At 50.2% G+C, this 19754-nt stretch carries 21 protein-coding genes; 9 read left to right on the plus strand and 12 right to left on the minus strand.

Annotated features, from left to right (window positions below; all coding sequences use genetic code 11):
* Positions 1-68: 68 nt before the first annotated feature.
* The 7 genes from OCV81_RS14265 to OCV81_RS14295 form a co-directional block, all read right to left on the minus strand.
* A complete protein-coding gene (locus tag OCV81_RS14265; protein WP_148330641.1) occupies positions 69-1181 on the minus strand; it encodes a site-specific integrase in 1113 nt (370 codons plus the stop codon).
* A 186-nt stretch (positions 1182-1367) separates the two neighbouring features.
* Complete coding sequence (gene mnmE, locus OCV81_RS14270) at positions 1368-2819, minus strand: tRNA uridine-5-carboxymethylaminomethyl(34) synthesis GTPase MnmE (protein ID WP_148330642.1); 1452 nt, start codon at positions 2817-2819, stop codon at positions 1368-1370.
* A gap of 71 nt (positions 2820-2890) precedes the next feature.
* Positions 2891-3382 (minus strand): GAF domain-containing protein, encoded by a 492-nt coding sequence (locus tag OCV81_RS14275; RefSeq protein WP_148330643.1) that lies wholly within the window; start codon positions 3380-3382, stop codon positions 2891-2893.
* A 72-nt stretch (positions 3383-3454) separates the two neighbouring features.
* Positions 3455-4333, minus strand: coding sequence for a nucleoside phosphorylase (locus OCV81_RS14280; protein WP_148330644.1), 879 nt, complete (start codon positions 4331-4333; stop codon positions 3455-3457).
* Positions 4334-4371: 38 nt separating this feature from the next.
* Complete coding sequence (gene floA / locus OCV81_RS14285; protein ID WP_148330645.1) at positions 4372-5373, minus strand: flotillin-like protein FloA; 1002 nt, start codon at positions 5371-5373, stop codon at positions 4372-4374.
* 48 nt (positions 5374-5421) lie between these two features.
* Positions 5422-5886 carry an NfeD family protein gene (locus tag OCV81_RS14290; protein ID WP_148330646.1) on the minus strand — a complete coding sequence of 155 codons (465 nt, stop codon included), beginning with the start codon at positions 5884-5886 and terminating at the stop codon, positions 5422-5424.
* Between the two features lie 12 nt (positions 5887-5898).
* The gene (locus OCV81_RS14295; RefSeq protein WP_148330647.1) at positions 5899-7317 is read right to left on the minus strand and encodes a tetratricopeptide repeat protein; all 1419 of its coding nucleotides are present in this window, start codon (positions 7315-7317) and stop codon (positions 5899-5901) included.
* A gap of 221 nt (positions 7318-7538) precedes the next feature.
* On the opposite strand from OCV81_RS14295, the gene OCV81_RS14300 reads away from it, so the two are divergent.
* The gene (locus tag OCV81_RS14300) at positions 7539-8300 is read left to right on the plus strand and encodes an ATP-binding protein (protein WP_148330648.1); all 762 of its coding nucleotides are present in this window, start codon (positions 7539-7541) and stop codon (positions 8298-8300) included.
* A 3-nt stretch (positions 8301-8303) separates the two neighbouring features.
* Here the strand turns inward: OCV81_RS14300 and OCV81_RS14305 are convergent, their stop codons facing one another.
* Positions 8304-8927 (minus strand): Crp/Fnr family transcriptional regulator, encoded by a 624-nt coding sequence (locus tag OCV81_RS14305; RefSeq protein WP_022354541.1) that lies wholly within the window; start codon positions 8925-8927, stop codon positions 8304-8306.
* A 114-nt stretch (positions 8928-9041) separates the two neighbouring features.
* Between OCV81_RS14305 and hcp the strand changes: the two genes are divergently transcribed.
* The gene (gene hcp / locus OCV81_RS14310; RefSeq protein ID WP_148330649.1) at positions 9042-10691 is read left to right on the plus strand and encodes a hydroxylamine reductase; all 1650 of its coding nucleotides are present in this window, start codon (positions 9042-9044) and stop codon (positions 10689-10691) included.
* 7 nt (positions 10692-10698) lie between these two features.
* On the opposite strand, the gene OCV81_RS14315 is transcribed toward hcp, so the two are convergent.
* A complete protein-coding gene (locus OCV81_RS14315; RefSeq protein WP_204434509.1) occupies positions 10699-11715 on the minus strand; it encodes a M28 family metallopeptidase in 1017 nt (338 codons plus the stop codon).
* 81 nt (positions 11716-11796) lie between these two features.
* Positions 11797-13650: a TonB-dependent receptor gene (locus OCV81_RS14320; RefSeq protein WP_262640377.1), complete on the minus strand. Its 1854-nt coding sequence runs from the start codon at positions 13648-13650 to the stop codon at positions 11797-11799.
* A 338-nt stretch (positions 13651-13988) separates the two neighbouring features.
* On the opposite strand from OCV81_RS14320, the gene OCV81_RS14325 reads away from it, so the two are divergent.
* Genes OCV81_RS14325 through OCV81_RS14335 form a run of 3 tightly spaced genes read left to right on the plus strand, consistent with a single transcriptional unit; the run spans position 13989 to position 15793 of the window.
* Positions 13989-14342: an alcohol dehydrogenase catalytic domain-containing protein gene (locus tag OCV81_RS14325; RefSeq protein WP_262640372.1), complete on the plus strand. Its 354-nt coding sequence runs from the start codon at positions 13989-13991 to the stop codon at positions 14340-14342.
* Positions 14251-14991, plus strand: coding sequence for an NADP-dependent oxidoreductase (locus OCV81_RS14330; protein ID WP_262640373.1), 741 nt, complete (start codon positions 14251-14253; stop codon positions 14989-14991). Before OCV81_RS14325 ends, OCV81_RS14330 begins: the two co-directional genes overlap by 92 nt.
* 40 nt (positions 14992-15031) lie before the next feature.
* The gene (locus tag OCV81_RS14335) at positions 15032-15793 is read left to right on the plus strand and encodes an EFR1 family ferrodoxin (RefSeq protein ID WP_148330651.1); all 762 of its coding nucleotides are present in this window, start codon (positions 15032-15034) and stop codon (positions 15791-15793) included.
* A 17-nt stretch (positions 15794-15810) separates the two neighbouring features.
* On the opposite strand, the gene OCV81_RS14340 is transcribed toward OCV81_RS14335, so the two are convergent.
* Positions 15811-16716, minus strand: coding sequence for a helix-turn-helix domain-containing protein (locus OCV81_RS14340; RefSeq protein WP_148330652.1), 906 nt, complete (start codon positions 16714-16716; stop codon positions 15811-15813).
* Positions 16717-16847: 131 nt separating this feature from the next.
* Here OCV81_RS14340 and OCV81_RS14345 point away from each other — a divergent pair, with 131 nt between their 5' ends.
* Positions 16848-17630, plus strand: coding sequence for an MBL fold metallo-hydrolase (locus OCV81_RS14345; RefSeq protein ID WP_148330653.1), 783 nt, complete (start codon positions 16848-16850; stop codon positions 17628-17630).
* Positions 17631-17633: 3 nt separating this feature from the next.
* Complete coding sequence (locus OCV81_RS14350; protein ID WP_148330654.1) at positions 17634-18509, plus strand: radical SAM mobile pair protein B; 876 nt, start codon at positions 17634-17636, stop codon at positions 18507-18509.
* Positions 18510-18542: 33 nt separating this feature from the next.
* On the opposite strand, the gene OCV81_RS14355 is transcribed toward OCV81_RS14350, so the two are convergent.
* Positions 18543-18899: a winged helix-turn-helix transcriptional regulator gene (locus tag OCV81_RS14355; RefSeq protein WP_148330655.1), complete on the minus strand. Its 357-nt coding sequence runs from the start codon at positions 18897-18899 to the stop codon at positions 18543-18545.
* A gap of 145 nt (positions 18900-19044) precedes the next feature.
* Here OCV81_RS14355 and OCV81_RS14360 point away from each other — a divergent pair, with 145 nt between their 5' ends.
* Both OCV81_RS14360 and OCV81_RS14365 read left to right on the plus strand, forming a co-directional pair.
* Positions 19045-19350, plus strand: a complete 306-nt coding sequence (locus OCV81_RS14360; RefSeq protein WP_262640374.1) for a flavodoxin family protein — start codon at positions 19045-19047, stop codon at positions 19348-19350.
* 54 nt (positions 19351-19404) lie between these two features.
* Positions 19405-19629 carry a hypothetical protein gene (locus OCV81_RS14365; RefSeq protein ID WP_262640375.1) on the plus strand — a complete coding sequence of 75 codons (225 nt, stop codon included), beginning with the start codon at positions 19405-19407 and terminating at the stop codon, positions 19627-19629.
* Positions 19630-19754 lie beyond the last annotated feature (125 nt).

Genomic DNA, 19754 nt, shown 5'->3' on the forward strand with positions numbered 1-19754 from the left:
TCGGATAAGCTGATTGACGATAGGATTATATTGAACCCAATCCTAACTTCTTACTACAGAAGTATTTATCAAGCGACCAATCTGGGCGCACTGGCGTATATCTGTGTCGTGCCTATCTCTTTATGTCCGAGTAGTTTCTGTACCGTGTAAATGTCAGCTCCAAGGTCAAGCATAAGCACGGCAAAGGTATGCCGTCCGGAGTGAAATGTTATGTCCTTTGTTATCCCTGCTCTCATAGCCCACATTCTCAATTCAGTTATCATGTATGAACTGTATTTGAATCCGACAAAAACACGATCATCCGCTTTTCTTCTTTCACCCATGTATTGTACAGCCTGTGGATTTATGTCGAGGTATTCCTGTCCTCCGGTCTTTTTCTGTTTGAACACAATACGGGTAAAATCTCCCTGTTGCTGAACTTCACGCCAGCGCATCTTTTCAATATCGCTCTTTCTAAGCCCTGTCAGACACGAGAATAAAAAGGCGTTTTTCAAAGCCGGGTATTTACAGTGCGTTGCAGCCATAGCCCGCACTTCATCAATAGTAAGGTAACTACGTTCCGTTTCCCCTTGTTTGAAGCCCTCTATGCCACGCAAAGGGTTATGTGGCATAATTCTGTCCTCGAAAGCCTGATTGATACAGGCACGCAATTTATTAAAATAGCTAACCTTACTGTTTTGTGACAAAGGCTTCATTACTTCGTCTGTCTTGATGTGTTTTCTTTTATCCCGGCAACGGGCTGTTTTATCAAGATACTTTTTGAAGCCCTCAATCCATTCCGGGGTTACGTCTTTGAATGTCATACCCGGTTTACAGTATCTTTCAAGATGTTTAAGGCAACTGTACCAGTTACCCCAATTCCCCAAACTTTCGGGATTCCCTTTCCTCTTTTCGCACATCGCCTTATAATAGTCGAGGAAATTTGTGTCAAGTTTGTAGGCTGCATTGAAGCCATATTCTCCGTTCTGCAGTTCTACCAACCGTTTTCCCCGTATTGCTTCTGCAAGCTGCATGGTCTGTCGGTTCTTTTCCCTGTCGGCTTTTGTCTTTTCTTCAATAAGGTATAATTTTAGATACTCGTAAGAGCGTTTACCGTTAAGGTATATATCAAGATAAAGCGATGTTCGCCCGGTGGAAGTCTTCCGCTTCCGCAACCGGATAGGTTCTTTGGAATTACTCATTTTTGTTGCTTTTGTTGCTGAATTTGGTTTGAGCAACAAAATAACAACAAAAAAACGACAAAACGAATATTATCAATGCAAAATTACTACTTTGATTATAGCAATTGTAAATAACTGTGTTATTGCAGATTATTTCGCTTTGATAATATCCGTTTTGTATTTGAATTGAGCAACAAAAAAGCCGCTTCACTTGCCGATGCAAAAATGCTTGAAAATATTCCCCAGCACCTCATCGGTCGTGATTTCCCCGCCCACAATCTCTGCCAGGTGGAAGAGACACTCACGGAGGTCTTGTGAAACCAAGTCACCGGAAAGATGTAGGGTCAGTCCGTCCTGTACGCGGTGAATAGCCTCCAACGCGTGACTCAAGGCCTCGTAGTGACGGATGTTGCTCACCACCACATCGTTCTGTGAGAGGTCGGGCAGGGCGGCGAAGTCCACCAACTGCTTCTGAAGCTGAGAAAGTCCCTCTTTCTGCTTGGCCGAAAGAAAAAGCACACATACGCCCTCCGGCAAATCGGGGAGAGCCGCTTTCAGGCGAGCAAGTTGTGCATCCGTCGAAGAAGCAGTATTATCCGTAAAAGGTTCTGCCGATGAAAGCAAATCCGCCTTGTTGAGCACAATCACCAGGTGTTTGCCTTTGCAGCGGGGTAGAATCTTTCCGGCCAGTTCACGGTATTGCTTCTCGGCACAAGTGGCGTCGATGACCCAAAGCACGATATCGGCTTGATCCAGTTTCTGGAAACTCCGCTCGATACCCAGACTTTCGATGGTGTCGGTCGTTTCACGGATACCTGCCGTATCGATAAAGCGGAAGGTGATGCCGCCCAGGTTCATCGTATCCTCGATGACGTCGCGCGTGGTACCGTGAATGTCGCTCACGATGGCGCGTTCTTCGTTCAGGAGGGCATTCAGCAGGGTAGACTTCCCGGCATTGGTTTCGCCTACGATGGCCACGGGAACCCCGTTTTTGAGGGCATTTCCTACGCTGAACGTATTCACCAGGTGATGGATGACGTGCTCAATCTGACGGGCGATGTCTTCCAGTTCCGAACGGTCGGCAAATTCCAGTTCCTCATGGTCGCTGAAATCAAGCTCCAGTTCCATGAGGGAGGTGAGGAGGAGCAACTTGTCGCGCAGGGTGGCCAGTTCCCGACTGAATCCGCCGCGCATCTGGTTCATGGCCATGCGATGGGTGGCAGCAGAGGTAGAGGCGATGAGGTCGGCCACCGCTTCGGCCTGGCTCAAATCCATCTTGCCGTTCAGGAAAGCACGCTGGGTGTATTCCCCCGGTCCGGCGGCACGGCATCCTTGCCGGATAAGGAGTTGCATCACCTGTTGGAGAATGTAGCTCGAACCGTGGCAGGAGATTTCCGTGGAGTCTTCTCCCGTGTAGGAATGAGGGCCTCGGAAAAGGCTGACCAGCACTTCGTCGATAATCTCTCCTTCAGGACTAAGGATGTGGCCGAAGGTGAGGGTATAGGGTTCGCGTTCAGCCAGCGGTTTACCGGAAACGGGCTTGAAAATGCGGTCGGTGAGGGTGATGGCTTCCGGACCCGACACGCGGATGGTGCCGATGGCTCCACCTTGGGCGGTAGCGATGGCACAGATGGTATCTTGGGTTTGTAGTATGTTCACGTGTGTATTGCTTTTAAAATCCTTGCAAAGATACGGTTTTCGGGTTACATCCGGAAGGGGAGCCGACAGATTTATGCGGGCAGGTAGAGGGTTTTCACCAGCAGGTCGACCACTTTTTCGAGGTATTTGCGATCGGTTTCATCGAAGGTAGCCAACTGGTCGCTGTCGATGTCAAGCACGCCCCGGACTTCTCCGTTGGCCGTCATCGGCACGACGATTTCGGAGCGGGAGAGGGAACTGCAGGCGATATGGCCGGGAAACTGGTCCACATCGGGTACGACTTGGGTACGGGCTTCGGCCCAGGCGGTACCGCATACACCGCGGCCTTTCTTGATGCGGTAGCAGGCCACGCTGCCTTGGAACGGGCCGAGGTGAAGCTCGCCTTCGTGTACCAGATAGAAGCCTACCCAGAAGAATCCGAAGGCTTCTTTCAGGGCGGCACTGGTGTTGGCCAATATACTGATTTCGTTTTTCTCGCCTTCAATCAGGGGAGCGAATTGTTCAAGGAACTGGACATAGCGCTGACGCTTGTCGGTAAGGGTGGATTTAAAACTTGCTTCCATGTAGATAATTTTTCAGACAGAAAAACAGGCTCTCTTCCGGAGAAGGGAACCTGTTGATTGATAATTAATTTACTAGATTCTTTCGAGGACGACTTTAATCAGGTCGTCGATTTTGCTCTTGTATCCGGTGTTGGCTTCCTTGGCTACGCGGTTGGCAATGACCATGCACACGGTGGTGGCTTTATGGCCTTGCAGACGGGCCAGTCCGGCCAGGGCAGAGCTTTCCATTTCGAAGTTGGTGATGCGGTGTCCCTGGTACTCGAAGCTTTCGATTTTCTCGTTCTGGTGCGGATCAGCCAAGGGGATACGGAGCTGACGTCCTTGCGGACCGAAGAAACCACCACATGCCACGGTTACGCCGCGTACCATGTCGGTGCCGGCGATGCGGTCCACCAGTTCCTTGTCGGCATGAATTACGTAGGGAGCCGGGGCGCAGAGGTTACCTGTCCAGCCCAGGTGGTTAAGCAGAGCGCGTTCCATGGGCAGGTCGCACACGGCGTTGCGTCCTTCGTAAAAGTTCAGGAGGCCGTCGAATCCCACAGAGACTTCGGAACAGATGAAGGTGCCTACGGGCGTGTAGGATTGCAGGCCGCCGCAGGTACCGATGCGCACGATTTCCAGCTGTCGGAAGGTGTCGTTTTCTTCGCGGGTCTGGAAGTTGATGTTGGCCAGCGCATCGATTTCATTCATCACGATGTCGATGTTATCGCACCCGATGCCGGTAGAGGTCACCATGATGCGTTTGCCTTTGTAGGTACCGGTGACGGTACGAAACTCACGGCTTTCCACTTCACATTCGCGGGTGTCGAAGTGGGAAGCTACGAGGGCCACACGTCCGGGGTCACCCACCAGAATAATTTTGTCGGCCAGGTGCTCCGGTTTCACGTGGAGATGGAATACAGAACCGTCTTCGTTGATGATCAGTTCTGAAGGAGGAAAATACTTTTTCATGTGTGTTACGTTTTTAGTCAAGTAAAGTTTATGTCTTCTTATTTGCCGATGGGTTCGTGTCCGGCAGGATGGGAATCCGGTCGGGCAATGCTGCTTCGCATGTCGGTATCAGCTTGGATGTTCTTCATCCGGTAGTAGTCCATGATACCCAAGTTACCCGTACGGAAGGCTTCGGCCATGGCTTTGGGCACTTCGGCTTCGGCTTGAATCACGTTGGCACGGGCTTCTTCGGCTTTGGCTTTCATTTCCTGTTCCAGGGCTACGGCCATGGCGCGGCGTTCCTCGGCCTTGGCCTGGGCGATGTTCTTGTCGGCATTGGCCTGGTCAATCTGCAGGGAAGCTCCGATGTTACGGCCAATGTCGATGTCGGCAATATCAATGGAAAGAATCTCGAAGGCAGTACCGGCATCCAGTCCCTTGCGCAGCACGAGCTTGGAGATGGAATCGGGGTTTTCGAGTACCGACTTATGGTTTTCGGAGGAACCGATGGAAGAGACAATGCCTTCGCCTACACGGGCCAGTACGGTGTCTTCACCGGCTCCACCCACCAGTTGGCGGATGTTGGCGCGTACGGTCACACGGGCCTTGGCAATGAGCTGGATACCGTCCTTGGCCACGGCGGTGACAGGAGGAGTATCAATCACTTTCGGGTTGACCGACATCTGTACGGCTTCGAACACGTCACGTCCGGCCAGGTCAATCCCCGTCGCCATCTGGAAAGACAGTTCGATATTGGCCTTTGAAGCCGACACGAGGGCGTGTACCACCTTCTCCACGTGTCCGCCGGCCATGTAGTGAGCCTCCAGTTCATCGCGGGTAATGGTACTCAGTCCAGCTTTATGGGCCTCAATCATGGCAGGTACGATGACGTAGGGCGGCACGTTACGGATGCGCATCAAGAACAGCTGGATAAGCGAAATCTTGACGCCCGATACCTTGGCCGAGAGCCAGAGAAAGAAAGGCACGTAGTGGAAAAAAATGACCAGGAAGATGATGACACCTCCGGCCAAAATAAAGGGGAGATAAGCGGGATTAATCATATACGTTAGATTTAAAAGTGAATACAGAAAGAAGGGTGAACGTAAAGTTTACGCATGTTTCACGTACACCGTGGTCTCGTTGATGCGGACAATCTCTACCGGCGTCTTCTCGTCGATGAATCCGTCGGCCGACTGCACTTCGATGATGTGTCCGTTGAAGTCGGCGTTGCCAATCAGGGTCAGGCGGGTGACGCTCATACCCCGGTCACCGGGTTTCAGATCCATTCCCTCAAGAGGAGAGGGGCGGTAGTCGAGGGTTTTCTTCAGCGACAGGCGGTCGACGGTCTTGGAGCGCATGAACCACCATGTTACGCCAATGATGCCTAGTAAAGAGACACCGATGGTGAGGAATCCGGCCTGTGAACCGAGTGAGGTAAAGGCGGAATAAATGGCATAGAGGATGCACACCGCGGCTCCGATTCCCGCCACGCTGATGCCGGGAATCAGGAAGACTTCGATGGCAAAGAGTATCAGGCCTCCAATGATGAGTGCGATGATAATCAGTGTTTCCATGGTATGTGTGTATTAAAGGTTCTTCAATGTCTTGATTTCTGTGTTCCGGATGTCAAGGGTAAGAACTTCGATTTCCTTGTGCAACTCTTTCACTCGTTTTTCGCGGTCGAGAATGCCCGGAGTCAGTTCTTTCTTCATCCCAAGGCTTCCGGAGGCATATTTGCTTCGGCTTTGCACGAGCAATTCACTGATGGCTTCCAGGTCTTTTTCCTTTTGCTGAAATTGTTGGTATTTTTGGCGTGCTTCAGCCGAACGGAAATCGTCCAGATTATGGTAAATGGCATTATCGTTCACGACAAAACGAAAATCACCTTTCTTCCGGCTTTCATTTTCTCCGTACATCACCTGTGCCAGTTGTTGTTTGGCTAGTCGGACTTTGTCTGCATCGTTCCAGGTATGGCGGATACCGTTCAGCATGGCAATATTGGTCAGTAGTCCCGGATCTGTAGAATCATAATCGTATACTTGTTTGGAACTGTTGGGGGCAAACACATAGACGCAGATCTTACCCTCGGGCTGGTAACGATCGGAGGCGAACCATCCTAAATCGTTAAAGTCGTCGATGGCATACATGTAGTCATTGAAAGGAGAATTAAAAGGGAATCCTATATTGTCTGGCTTCAGGTAGCTCCCGTCTTCTGTATCGTAGCGTGTGATAAAAATGTCGTAGCCTCCCAGACTTTCTTCACCTTTGGCCGCAAAATAAAGGGTGATACCGTCGGAATTGATGAAAGGATAATTCAAATCCGTACCCGCATCCTCCAGTCCTTTGACTTTCTCAGGAGTACTCCAGTTGTTTCCCAATGTCGCACTGATATAAAGGGCTTTATGTTCTCCTCCTGAGAGATAGCGGGAAAGGATTTTTTTATCTTTTATTCCATTGGTAAATTCCGTACAGTCATTCTCACCGGTAAGGGCTATTTTCCCGGATTCTTCATTGATTTTGTATGCCTGAAGAAAATCATTTTTGTCGACGACAAAACTGTCAATCACGGCTACCTTCTCCACGCCTCGCATCATGCGGGCTCCCATCCGGTACCGGTTCATCAGTTCATCTAGATTCGATGTGTCCTGATTTTTCCGTTCCATCCAATAGATATGGTCTTCCAGGTTTTCGATGGCTTCGTCAAAACGGTAAAGATCGAAATAGGCTTTACTCAAATAAAGAAACGCATTGATGACCTTGCGTTCAGCACTTTTCTCCAAATAAGGAACCGATTCCTGCAGTTCACCGGTTTCGTAGCAGCATGCGCCATACCAGAAGTTATAGTTTGCATTTGAAGGAGCCTGTTTGACCAACCGTTTGAATACAGGTTTTGCTTTGTCGAACTGCTTGTCGTTGAACCATTTTTGTGCCTGGCTCAGAGTCTGTGCGGAAACTCCTCCGATGCAACAAAGAGCTAAAAGGGGAAGTATGTATTTTTTTTTCATCGTTTCTGTGTCTAAAAGTTTCTCAAATGTAGGAATATTCTGGGAATTATGCCATTTTCTGTTCCCTATTTTTCTTTTTTACGTGGAACTTTGAGCATTTTAGTTTTGCGAATATAACAAATAATGCAATAATTCAAAACAATATGCTTCATAAAAAACTGTAACCGTTTCCTGTTATTCGGGTGTTTTTCGTAATTTCGCCGCCGTTTAAAAACAAATATATGGGAAAAATGACGGAAGAAGACCGCCTGATGCGCCGTATCAACCAGCGGTTCATGAAAGGGGTGATGAAATACAATCTGATAGAAGAAGGCGACCGAATCCTGGTGGGCCTTTCGGGTGGGAAAGACTCACTGGCCTTGCTGGAGTTGCTGGCTTTGCGTTCACGCATCTACAAGCCTAAATTTTCAGTGGTGGCAGCTCATGTGGTGATGAAGAACATCGCCTACGAGTCCGACCAGACCTATCTGCGCGAGTATGCCGAGAACCTGGGGGTACCGTATGTGTGCTATGAAACGGAGTTCGACCCGTCGACCGACAACCGGAAATCTCCGTGTTTCCTGTGTTCGTGGAATCGGCGAAAGGCGCTCTTTACCGTGGCCAAGGAGCACGGATGCAACAAAATCGCGTTGGGACACCACATGGACGACATTCTAGAGACTTTGCTCATGAACATGACCTTCCAAGGGGCTTTCAGCACCATGCCGCCGCGGCTCGTAATGCGCAAGTTCGACATGACGATTATCCGTCCCATGTGTCTGGTACACGAAGCCGACTTGAAGGAAATGGCTGCTCTCCGGGGATTCCGCAAGCAGGTGAAGAATTGTCCGTATGAAAAAGACTCCCATCGCTCGGACATGAAAGAGGTGCTGGCCCGATTAGAAGCCATGAATCCGGAAGCACGTTACAGTCTGTGGGGGAGCATGAACAACATCCAGCGCGACCTTCTTCCGATGGAGAGTGAAGAGGATTCGCTCGGTTAAGTCTCATTCGGGGGCATTCAGTACCACCTGCTTACCCGTCATGGTGATTTTTCCTTCGGCAATCAGTTCCGACAGAGCGCGGGCCAGTGACGGACGGGCTACTCCCAAAATAAAGGCCACTTCCTGCTGGTTGTGGATGCCTCCGTGCATCTGCAGGTAGTTCAGCAGGCGTGATTTCAGACTCTGTAAGGCAAATTCATTCAGCTTGCGGCTCAGAAACAGGCTCCGGTCGGAAATGATGGCGATGAAGTTCCGCATCACGGCCGGCTGGGCATGCATGAACGCCTCAAAACGGGTACGGTCCATGACAAGCACCTCGCAGAGTTCCGTGGCTTCCACATTCACCGGGAAACGGTTCTCCGAGGCATAGATAAAGGCCGGAGCCAGAATGTCAGGCGCCTTGATCCAGTCGATGGTGAGCTGTTTGCCTTCGGCATTTTCCATTTGTGTCTTCACGTTCCCTTTCATCAGAATAAACAAGGAACGGCATGCGTCTCCCTGACGGGCGATGTATTCTCCTTCCTTATATATGCGCAAACTGTTCGGGGCCTCACGCAGCAGTTGGTGAAGGGCTTCTGCCTCGCATCCTTCAAAGAGGCTCATTCGTGTCAAAACTTCGGTATGCATCTTTCTTTTAACTTTTCTTTGGGTTCCGTGTCACATAGGTGACAGAAATCCCGCGGGGGATTCCTCATCTTTGTGCAAACTTAATGAAAAATCAACAATAACCCAAGAAAGAATATGGAAGGAAACATGTTTTGCTACCAGTGCCAGGAAGCTGCCAAGGGCACAGGATGTGTGTTGAAAGGTGTATGCGGAAAGAAAGATACCACCGCACGTTACATGGATTTACTGCTGTTTGTAGTGCGCGGAGTATCCGTAGCTGCCGATGCCTTGCGTACGAAAGGCCATGAGGTGGAAGCCGATGTGAATGGTTTTGTCACCGACGCGCTTTTCTCAACGATTACCAATGCCAATTTTGATGACGAAAGCATCCTGGCCCGTGTACGTAAAGGCCTGGAACTGCGCGACCGCTTGAAGGCACGTGCCGCCGATGCCGGCATCGCCTTGCCGGAGGTGGACGAACTGACCTGGAACGGTGGGGAAGCGGACTATCTGACTAAATCGGCTTCCGTAGGGGTGCTGAGAGAGCCGAACGAAGACCTTCGCTCGTTGAAGGAACTGCTGATGTACGGACTGAAGGGTATGGCCGCTTACCACGAACATGCCATGCGACTGGGCTTTGCCGATGAAGCTATCCATGCGTTCATGCAATCGGCGCTGGCCCGCATCACCGTACAGGCAATGGGAGCCGATGAACTGGTGGCGCTGGTTCTCGAAGCCGGACAGCACGGGGTACAGGTAATGGCGTTGTTGGATCAGGCAAACACCACCCGCTACGGTCATCCGGAACTGACAAAGGTGAACATCGGAGTAGGCAAGAATCCGGGTATTCTGATCAGCGGACACGACTTGCACGATTTGGAAGACTTGCTGCGCCAGACCGAAGGTACGGGGGTGGATGTGTATACGCATAGTGAGATGCTCCCAGGACACTATTATCCGGCGTTCAAACAATACAAGCATTTTGTGGGCAACTACGGAAACGCCTGGTGGAAGCAGCGCGAAGAATTCACGGCCTTTAACGGTCCGATTGTGTTCACCACCAACTGTATCGTGCCGCCACTGGAGAATGCAACGTACAAGGAGCGGATGTTTATGGCCAACTCGACAGGTTATCCCGGCTGCAAGCACATCGCTACGGATGCCGAGGGACACAAGGATTTCTCGGAGGTCATCGCACTGGCCAAGCAATGCCAGCCACCGGTGGAACTGGAGCAGGGAGAGATTGTCGGTGGATTTGCTCATAATCAGGTGATGCAGCTGGCCGATAAGGTGGTAGAAGCGGTGAAGAGTGGAGCCATCCGCAAGTTTGTGGTCATGGCGGGATGTGACGGACGCATGAAGAGCCGCGATTACTATGCCGATTTTGCACAGGCCCTTCCGAAAGATACGGTCATCCTCACTGCAGGTTGTGCCAAGTACCGTTACAACAAACTGCCGTTGGGCGACATTCAGGGAATCCCTCGGGTACTCGATGCCGGACAATGCAACGACAGTTACTCACTGGCTGTGATTGCCCTGAAGCTGAAGGAAGTCTTCCAGTTGAACGACATCAACGAACTGCCCATCGTGTACAACATTGCCTGGTACGAACAGAAGGCGGTCATCGTCCTGCTGGCCCTATTGAGTCTGGGCGTGAAACACATTCACCTGGGACCCACATTGCCGGCCTTCCTCTCACCGAACGTAGCCAAGGTACTGGTCGAACAGTTCGGCATCGGAGGTATTACTACCCCCGAAGCGGACATGCAACTGTTCGGCATCTGATGACGACTTAATAGGATTTCTCGTTGGCCAGATTCCAGGCATTGAGGAAAGAAGCTTTTGTGATTTCCACCACCTTCTCCCAGTTCAGCTTGTCTGCATGGTCGGAAGGCTGGTGGTAGTCCGGATGCCCATCCGTGTGATACCAGATGATGGGAATGTCGTGCACGGCAAACGAGGCATTGTCGCTACCTCCCACCGGACGGTCCCAAGGACGGTAGTCGGGCTTCAGTTTCAGCTTGTAACGGACGATGTCGTCCTTTAGCCACTGTCCCAAGGCCGGATGCGCCTCCGTATAGAAATATACTACATGTTCGGGCTGTTCCGGGAAATGGTTCCGCCCGATCATGTCAAAATTCAGATAACCTTTAATCTCCTTCACGAAATCACAATGCTGCATGAAATACTGGGAGCCGAGCAAACCTTTTTCTTCTCCATCCCAGAAGGCGATGATCACATTGCGCAGCGGTTTTTTGCCACTGGCCTGAAAGGCACGGGCAATTTGCATCACTGCCGACACTCCTGACGCGTTGTCATCGGCTCCGTTGTAAATCTTGTCATCCGCCAATGTCTCGTCAATACCAAGATGATCGAAATGGGCACCGACTACTACATACTCGTCGGTCCGTTCTCCGGGAATCATTCCCAGCACGTTGGCCATCTGAAGAGAACGGTGTGTCAGCTGCTTCAATTGGGCGATGGAATCGGGATGTACCTGCCAGCGGCCTTTTTGCTGTCTTTCCTTGGCACACGCCTCGAAGGGTTGATAATAGGAATCTCCGTAAAGAGGAGAAATCCCAGCTTCCTGAAGGCAGGAAACCAGGTAGCGAGCAGCCACGCGCGACCCGTTCATACCGGCTTCGCGTCCTTGCAGGGCATCGTCTGCCAGAAAGCCTACGATGGCTTCGGCCGAAGGTCGGTTAATACTTTGCAGGCCTTTTTCCACAGCAGTTTGTGCCTGCAGGAGAGAGGTACCGCATGAACCGATGGTCCATGCCAGTAACAGAGAGGTTACAGTCTTTTTCATAATGAGAGCAAAAATAGGGAGAACTTGCGAATCTCCCAAACTTATTCTTCCAGTTTCTTCACGTAACAAGAGCCTGATTTCCTAAAAATTGAAGTTTACTCCGGCCATCACCGTGGCGCGCGGCATAGGATATCCGGCATTGATTTCGTATCGCTGGGCCAGTAGGTTCTCGCCACGTGCCCAGATGTCCAGCCAGCGGGTAGCCCGGAAGGAAGCCCGCACGTTCCATAGCACGAAGTCCTCTGTCACTGCGGGGTCAGTCTGGTTATAGAGCCCCGCGATGTATTGCAGCCCCGTCGACACGTTCCAGCGGCCTTGGGAGAAATTGGCTCCGGCGTAAAGTTTGTGTTCCGGAGCGGCGATGACCGGATGCGCCATGTGCAGGTAACTGTAGTTCCCGTCTATCGACCAGGCGCGGTTGATGCGGTAAGCTGCCTGCAATTCGACGCCTGTATTTTCTATTTTTCCAGTGTTCTGGTTCAGCATCCCGCTCCCGTGCGGATTGGGCAACGTCTGTATCAGGTTCTTGGCATTGATGTAAAATAAATTCACGCCATAGTACAGCCATCCCTCTATTAACCGTTGCGAGAAGGCTAGTTCGTAGTTCCACATCGATTCCGGTTGCAGATTGGGATTCTGCGGCGGAAACATATACATCTCCCGCAGGATAGGGTAGCGGAATCCTTTCGAAACCGACGCCTTCAGTTCCATAGCTTGCGGCAAATGGAAAGCCAGTCCGGCCTGCGGCACCCATTCCGTACCCACCCGTGAATGATGGTCCACCCGCAACCCCGCATTGAAGGTCAGCCAAGAGCAAAAATCCTGCCGTAAGTCGATGTAACCGGCCAGTTCGTCTTCCTCCTTGTCCACCAAATCAGAGGTAGTGCCCACCTTTTCTCCACTCACATACTCATTCCAGGCACGGCCTCCGTAACGGAACCAGTCGAAGCCCAGCGTGATACGGTTTCCCGGGAAGAACTGTGTACTTTGATAAAGGGATATCCCCGTCATGTAATCATGAGAATTGAAACGGGCCTCCTGAGGACTTTCCCCGGCAGAAGGCGTATATCCGTCGTTAATCCAATGGTCTCCCCAGTTGTAGAAGAAACTCAATCCCCCGGAAGTCTTTTCGTAGCGGTTCTCCAGCGCAAGCGAAGTCATGCCTCGCGTGATTCGCTGGTCGCCGTCGAACAACGGTGCACTGACCGGCCCCGGATAGGAAGCATTGAAATGCGTCACGTTCACGTCGCCTCGCACGTTCCAATGGTCGGTCATTTCGTATCCCAGCTTGGCATAGCCACCATATTGTTCAAAGCCCATGTCGGCCCGATGTCCGTTGGTACGGTTATACGAACCGGATACCACGCTCGAAAACCGTCCCTTGCGGACACGGTTGGTCAGTTCCGTTTCCAAGGTATTATACGAACCGCAACCCGCATGCAGATGGGTGTTCACCCCGTCTTTCTGCATCTTCCGCGTCACGATGTTGATTACGCCGCCCATGGCGTTCGAGCCGTACAACTCCGAGGCTGGCCCCCGCAACACTTCCACCCGTTCGGCTAGGAACGACTGGTAGGCATCGGCTATCGGATGACCGAAAATGCCAGCATATTGCGGATGGCCGTCAATCAAGACCATCAGCCGGGCCGTTCCTCCGCTCAGCCCGCGCAGGGAGATGCTTCCCGCCGCCCCATTGGACACGCCGTATCCCATCACCCCGCGTGAGGTGACAAAGAGTCCGGGAACCTGTTCGGTCAGCACCGGCAATAAGGACGGTTGTAGGGAATGTTCAATCTCGGCGCGCCCCACCACCGATACGGTCTGCGACAGGTGGCGCACATCCGTCTCTTGACGGGCACCAGTCACCACCACCTCGTCTATCTGGTGAATTTGGTTTGTAAGTGAAAGTGTATCGTGTGATGACATTTGAGCCATACCCGCTTGGCAGGCCAAACTGATTCCTATAATAAAAAGATATACTTTTTTCATTCGATTCGTTAATTACAAGTTTGTTCGTGTCTTTTTACATAACTAAGTGTGACAAAAGTAGTAAATATTCTTCCGTTTTGCCTTACCTGAATGACAGATAATCTTCCCTTCATCCCGGATAGAGATGCTTTTTTAGGCCGATGGAGTTGCTTTCATTGGGAGAAATCGCGAAAAAGTAACTATTTTCTGAGACTTTTTTACCTCTTTCTATTTTTTTATTCTCCATACTTTTGCATCTAAAAAGAAGAAAATTCTTGATATTTGTATAAAATATGACACCTCAAATGAAAGCAGCTCAAATTAAAAGATATTCGAAAGAAGTTCAAATCCACCTCAATTCACTTCCGATACCGGAGATTGGTCCGTCGGACGTATTAGTAAGGGTTCAGGCAGCCGTAGTCAATCCGTTAGACCAGCTTATTCTGACCGGAAGTATCCGGGTGATTCAAGACTATCCCATGCCGTTGACCTTGGGCAACGAATGTGCTGGTATCGTGGAACGGACAGGTGCCGATGTGACTCGCTTTAAAGCCGGCGACAAAGTGTATGCCTGGTTTGCCCTTGGCCAAAATCGGGGCTTTTGCCGAATATGTGGCCGTAGACCAGCACGCCTTGGCTTTCATGCCGGAAGATTGTGACTTTCTGACGGCTTCTGCCATTCCGCTGACAGGACTGACGGCTTATCAGGCTTTCACGGAAGAACTGGAAGCGCAACCCGGACAAACGGTTTTGATTACAGGAGGCTCCGGAAGTTTTGGCGAGATGGCTGTGCCCATTGCCAAAGCCCTGGGATTGCGGGTGATTGTGACGGGCAACGAACGGGCCAAGGCACATTTGCTGAGTATAGGAGCCGACCGTTACATCGATTACCGGAAAGAGAATTATTGGGAAGTGCTGCCGGAAGTGGATCATGTGATTGATGCCATCGGAGCCAAGGAATTTGCTCATGAGCTGTCGGTACTGAAAAAAGGAGGACGTTTGTTGAGTCTGCGGACTGCCCCCAACAAGCAATATGCCGAACGAAACGGCTTTTCTTTCTTCAAGAAATGGTTGTTTGCCGCCGTAGGTGCTCCTTACGACCGCAAAGCCCGGAAGCAAGGAAAAGAATATCGGTTCATGTTTGTACGTGCCGATGGAGAGCAGTTGGAAAAAGTGACTCGTATGGTGGAAGAAAGGCATATCCGTCCCAGAATCGCTCCACAGGTGTTCCATCTTGAGCAGACGAGTGAAGCCATCCGCTTCCTGTCGCAGGGGCATCCCGACGGAAAGGTCGTGATTCGTTTGTAGTGTAACCGGAAATCATTCCATCTAAAAAAATAGAAGAAAAATGAAATATTACGAGATTTGTTTCAGTCCCACGGGAGGTACACAGAAAGTGGCAGATGCCGTAACGAAGGGCTTGGCCCAAAGTGCTGTCAAGATAGATTTGACCGATGCCAAAGGAAACTTTGACGGCATTTCATTGACGAAGGAAGATGTGGTCTTAATTGCCGTACCCTCTTATAGTGGACGGGTACCCGAGACTGCCGCCGCACGTATTGCCCGTTTGCAAGGCCACGGTGCCAGCGCCATTCTCATTTGCGTGTATGGAAACCGTGCCTACGAGGATACCTTAGTCGAGTTACAGGACATCGCCCATCAGGCCGGATTTAAAGTGGTGGCAGCCGTAGCGGCCGTAGCCGAACACTCCATTGCCCGCCGTTATGCCGCCGGACGTCCGGACGAAGAAGACCGGACACAGCTTGCGGAATTTGCCCGTCAGATAGCGCAGAAAATCGCTTCTGGAGATACTTGCGAACCGAAGATTCCCGGTCACCGTCCTTACCGGAAGGCAGGAGCGACGGGGATTGTACCGAAACCCACAAAAGCTTGCATAAACTGTGGAGTGTGTGCCCGCAAATGTCCCGTAGGAGCCATCAATCCGACGGATTCCCGGAAAGTGGACAAGAAAGCCTGCATCTCCTGCATGCGTTGTGTAGCGGTCTGCCCTCATTCTGCCCGCAAAATCAATCGCTTCCTGTTGTTTCTGGTCAATGCCCTGCTCAAGAAAGCCTGTTCTCAGCGGAAAGGGAACGAACTTTACCTATAGAAGTGAGCGTATTAAGATTATTCGTAGATGCCGTTCTGATAATCCGACTGATATTGCAAACAAGTCTTGCCAGTCTGCTGCTTGAAAAAACGCATCAGATGGCTGGGGTCGGAAAAATGGAAATCATCGGCCAGCTGGCTGATGGTACGGTTGCAAAACAACAGATCGTTTTTCAAGGCCTCTACCAGTCGCTGCTTCAACAAATGGTTGGCAGATACTCCGAACTGAGCCATTACGGCATGGTTCAGGGTAATCCGACTGATATGGAGCATATCGGCATATTCCTGAACACGCTGTACGTCGCGAATATGCTTTTCAAGCAGCTCCTTGAACTGATAGGCATAGTTGTTTTTAGGAACATCCATGGGAAGATGGTAGGTCGCAGCATATTCACGGTTAATTACCAGTAGCAAGTAATACAATACAGCTACAATCAGGTTATAGCTGTCGGCAGTGGGATGTTGCAGTTCCTGCTTGATTTTCTCGAGCAACTGCATACATTCCCTAAACAACGGTTGGGAAACGGGTGACAGGTAAGGAGGAGTATCCGTCTGGTAACAATACAGCAGACGGTAGGCAAAGAACTTGTCGGCAATGAAAGTGCGCATGAAATCCTCTCGGAAGATAAGAAAGGTATAGTCCAAAGCTTCTTCCTCTACGTGCCATTCCTGTTGCTGGTGCGGAGAGAGAAGCAGCGCCATGTCATCATGCAGTGCTATTCGTTTGTTGTTCAGCACCAGAAAACCGTTGGCTTTCCGGAAAAAGAAAAATTCGAAGAAATCCGTCTTGAAGGTCGGATTCTCAGTCAGTACTCCACAAATCTCACTACTATGTCCGGTATTGATATAGAAATCCACGCCGCATTGCGTCTTGTTGAACGGGATGTTGACAAGTCTTTCCGGATTGAGATTTTTCTTTTTCATGACTTTTCCAAATTGTTTCACACGCAAAGATAAAGAATGTAATTATCAAAATGGCCTGTTTCCCTTCTTTTTGGGCATGAAGAGTGAAACAAAATATACCGACCTTTGCGATGAACAAAAAACAGAAGGCTATGGATAAGAACAAGACAGCAGTTATTCAATTGGTGCGCAATGCGACATTGAAGATTTATTACGCAGGCAAGTGTATATTGGTCGATCCGGTGTTGGCTGAAAAAGAAACGTTAAGGTCGGCGCTTGGAGTGAATAAGAATCCAAGAGTACATCTGAACATGTCGGCAGCCGACCTTGTAAAAGATGTAGACATGGTTTTGTTGACTCATAACCATATCGATCATTACGAACCGAGTGTAAGACATTATTTGCCTTATACCATCCCATTTTTCACCCAACCGGCAGATAAAGAAACAATCGTACACGACGGATTTATGAATGTAGAAGCCATAGAAGAGATGAAACAGCTAGGAGAAGTGAGTATTTTCCGGACAAACGGGCATCACGGTTTCGGTAAACTTGCAGAAATGATGGGACCTGTATCTGGCTTTGTCTTGGAGTCTAAAGGGCTGCCTACCATTTATGTGATGGGAGACTGTAGGTGGGAGAATACCATTCGTGAGAACATCGATCGATATCATCCGGATTATATAGTTGTCAACTGTGGGGGAGCTGTGTTTCCGGAATTTTCCAAAGATTTCGGACCGATTTTGCCCGATGAGCATGAAGTAATGCAGATACTGGATGAAGTGCCAAAGAATGTAAGACTGATTGCTGTACACATGGATGCCATTGACCATTGTCAGACTACACGTGAAATCCTGCGTAACGAAGCCCAGCATAATCACATAGATATGAATCGTTTGATTATTCCCGAAGATGGGGAATGTATAGCATTATAAGCGATGGATACAGAAATCATTCAAGAGATTGAAGTGCAGAGCGTCATGACCAAATCCTCTCTGCCCGTCGGAGGTTATTCGGTGAACCCATACGTGGGTTGCCCGCACGCCTGCAAATATTGTTATGCCTCATTCATGAAACGCTTCACCGGACATACTGAACCGTGGGGCACGTTTCTGGATGTGAAGCACTGGAAACCGATAGCGAACCCGCATAAATACGATGGTGAACGTATTGTGATAGGTTCCGTGACAGACGGATACAACCCCTACGAAGCAGAGTTCCGAAACACCCGCCGTTTGCTAGAAGAACTTCGCGGTACACAGGCCGAACTGATGATTTGTACGAAGTCCGACCTCGTGCTGCGCGACCTGGACCTGTTGAAGCAATTCCCCAAGGTCACGGTTTCCTGGTCGGTCAACACACTGGATGAGGAGTTTCGTGCGGACATGGACCGGGCAGTCAGCATCGAACGCCGCTTGCGTGCGATGCAGCAGGTCTATGAGGCAGGCATCCGTACCGTATGTTTCGTGTCGCCCATATTCCCGGGAATCACCGATGTGAAGGCTATTATCGAAGAAGTAAAAGGATATGCTGATTTAATTTGGCTGGAAAACCTGAATCTGCGCGGGCAATTCAAAGGAGAAATCATGGCGTATATTCGTGAGAAGCATCCCGCACTCTTTCCGCTGTACGAGGAAATATACAACCAGAAAAGACTGGATTACTGGAAAGCCTTGGAGGAGGAAATTTCATCCTATGCCGCACAACAAGGCTTTCCTTATCGAGTGAATGACTTGCCCTACGGACGTTCCGAAAAAGGAAAACCTGTGCTTGTCAACTATTTCTATCACGAGAAAATCAGGCTGAACCGATAAATTAGAAAATCGACTACGGCGTGGCAGGGATTCTCATTCCTTTGCAGCGCCGTATTTCCGTTCAAACACTTCCGTATTCCGGTTGCCCCATTCAATCATCGAGTCAATAATCGGCAGCAGACTGCGTCCCAACTCGGTCAAGGCATATTCTGTCCGCAAAGGCACTTCATGGTAGGTGGTTTTGGAAACGAGTCCGTCTTCTGCCAGTTCCTTCAACTGGATGTCGAGTACACGGGGAGTCGCTTCCGGGAAGAGTTTGTGCAGTTCGCTGGGACGCAACGCCCGATGCCGGAGTTCATCCAGCATACACGATTTCCATTTGGAGTCTATCAGGCTCATGGTCAGCCGGAGCGGGCAGTCCAAATCCACAGGTATCTTTCTTTCGTACATGGTTTCTAAAGAGTAAACAATTACACAATCGCAAAGATAAGGAGAACTCCCGAATCCCCTGCATACCGAATAATTTTTCGGTACTTGTATGAACCGTTCCCATCGCCTACATTTGCAGCAGTATAACCTCCTTAAATTGTGGAATATGAGAGCAAGTATCGAAGAGTATAAAGCCGTGGAAAAAGCGGCCCTGAAAATTACCGTAATTACCGGAAGCCCTCGCAAGAAGGGCAACAGTTTTGCCATGACCAAGGCGTTTGTGAAAGCCGCCGAACAGCGCGGTCATACCATCCAACGTTTTGATGCCGCTTTTCTGAAGATTGGCGGATGCCATGCCTGCATGACGTGTTACAAGACAGGAAAAGCCTGTTCTTTCGACGACGATTTCAACTTCATTGCCCCGGCCATCTTGGAGTCGGATGCCGTGGTTTTCTCCATGCCGGTCTACTGATATTCCATTCCGGCACAGATAAAAGGTGTCATCGACCGTCTGTTCTCGCTCGTAGTGGGCGGAAAGGACATTGCCGGAAAGAAATGTGCCTTGATTACCTGCTGTGAGGAAGAAGATCCTATCGTCATGGATGGTATACGTATTCCTTTGGAACGGTCGGCGGCACTGTTGAAGTGGAACATGGTAGGAGAGGTACTGGTGCCCGGTGTATTGAACGAAGGGGACATTGAGAAAACCGACGGCTGTCAGCAAGCTGCCGCATTGGCTGAAAAATTCTAATCCGTTTTTCAGATTTGCATCTCCGTCGCGGAACAAGGGCTTTCATTCTTTGAGAAGAAATCCCGCATTTCACGACGGAGATTTTTTTTGTCCACCCGCATCACCGCAAGTAACGGCCGACAGTG

Source organism: Phocaeicola fibrisolvens, assembly GCF_025567125.1.
GTDB lineage: Bacteria > Bacteroidota > Bacteroidia > Bacteroidales > Bacteroidaceae > Phocaeicola > Phocaeicola fibrisolvens.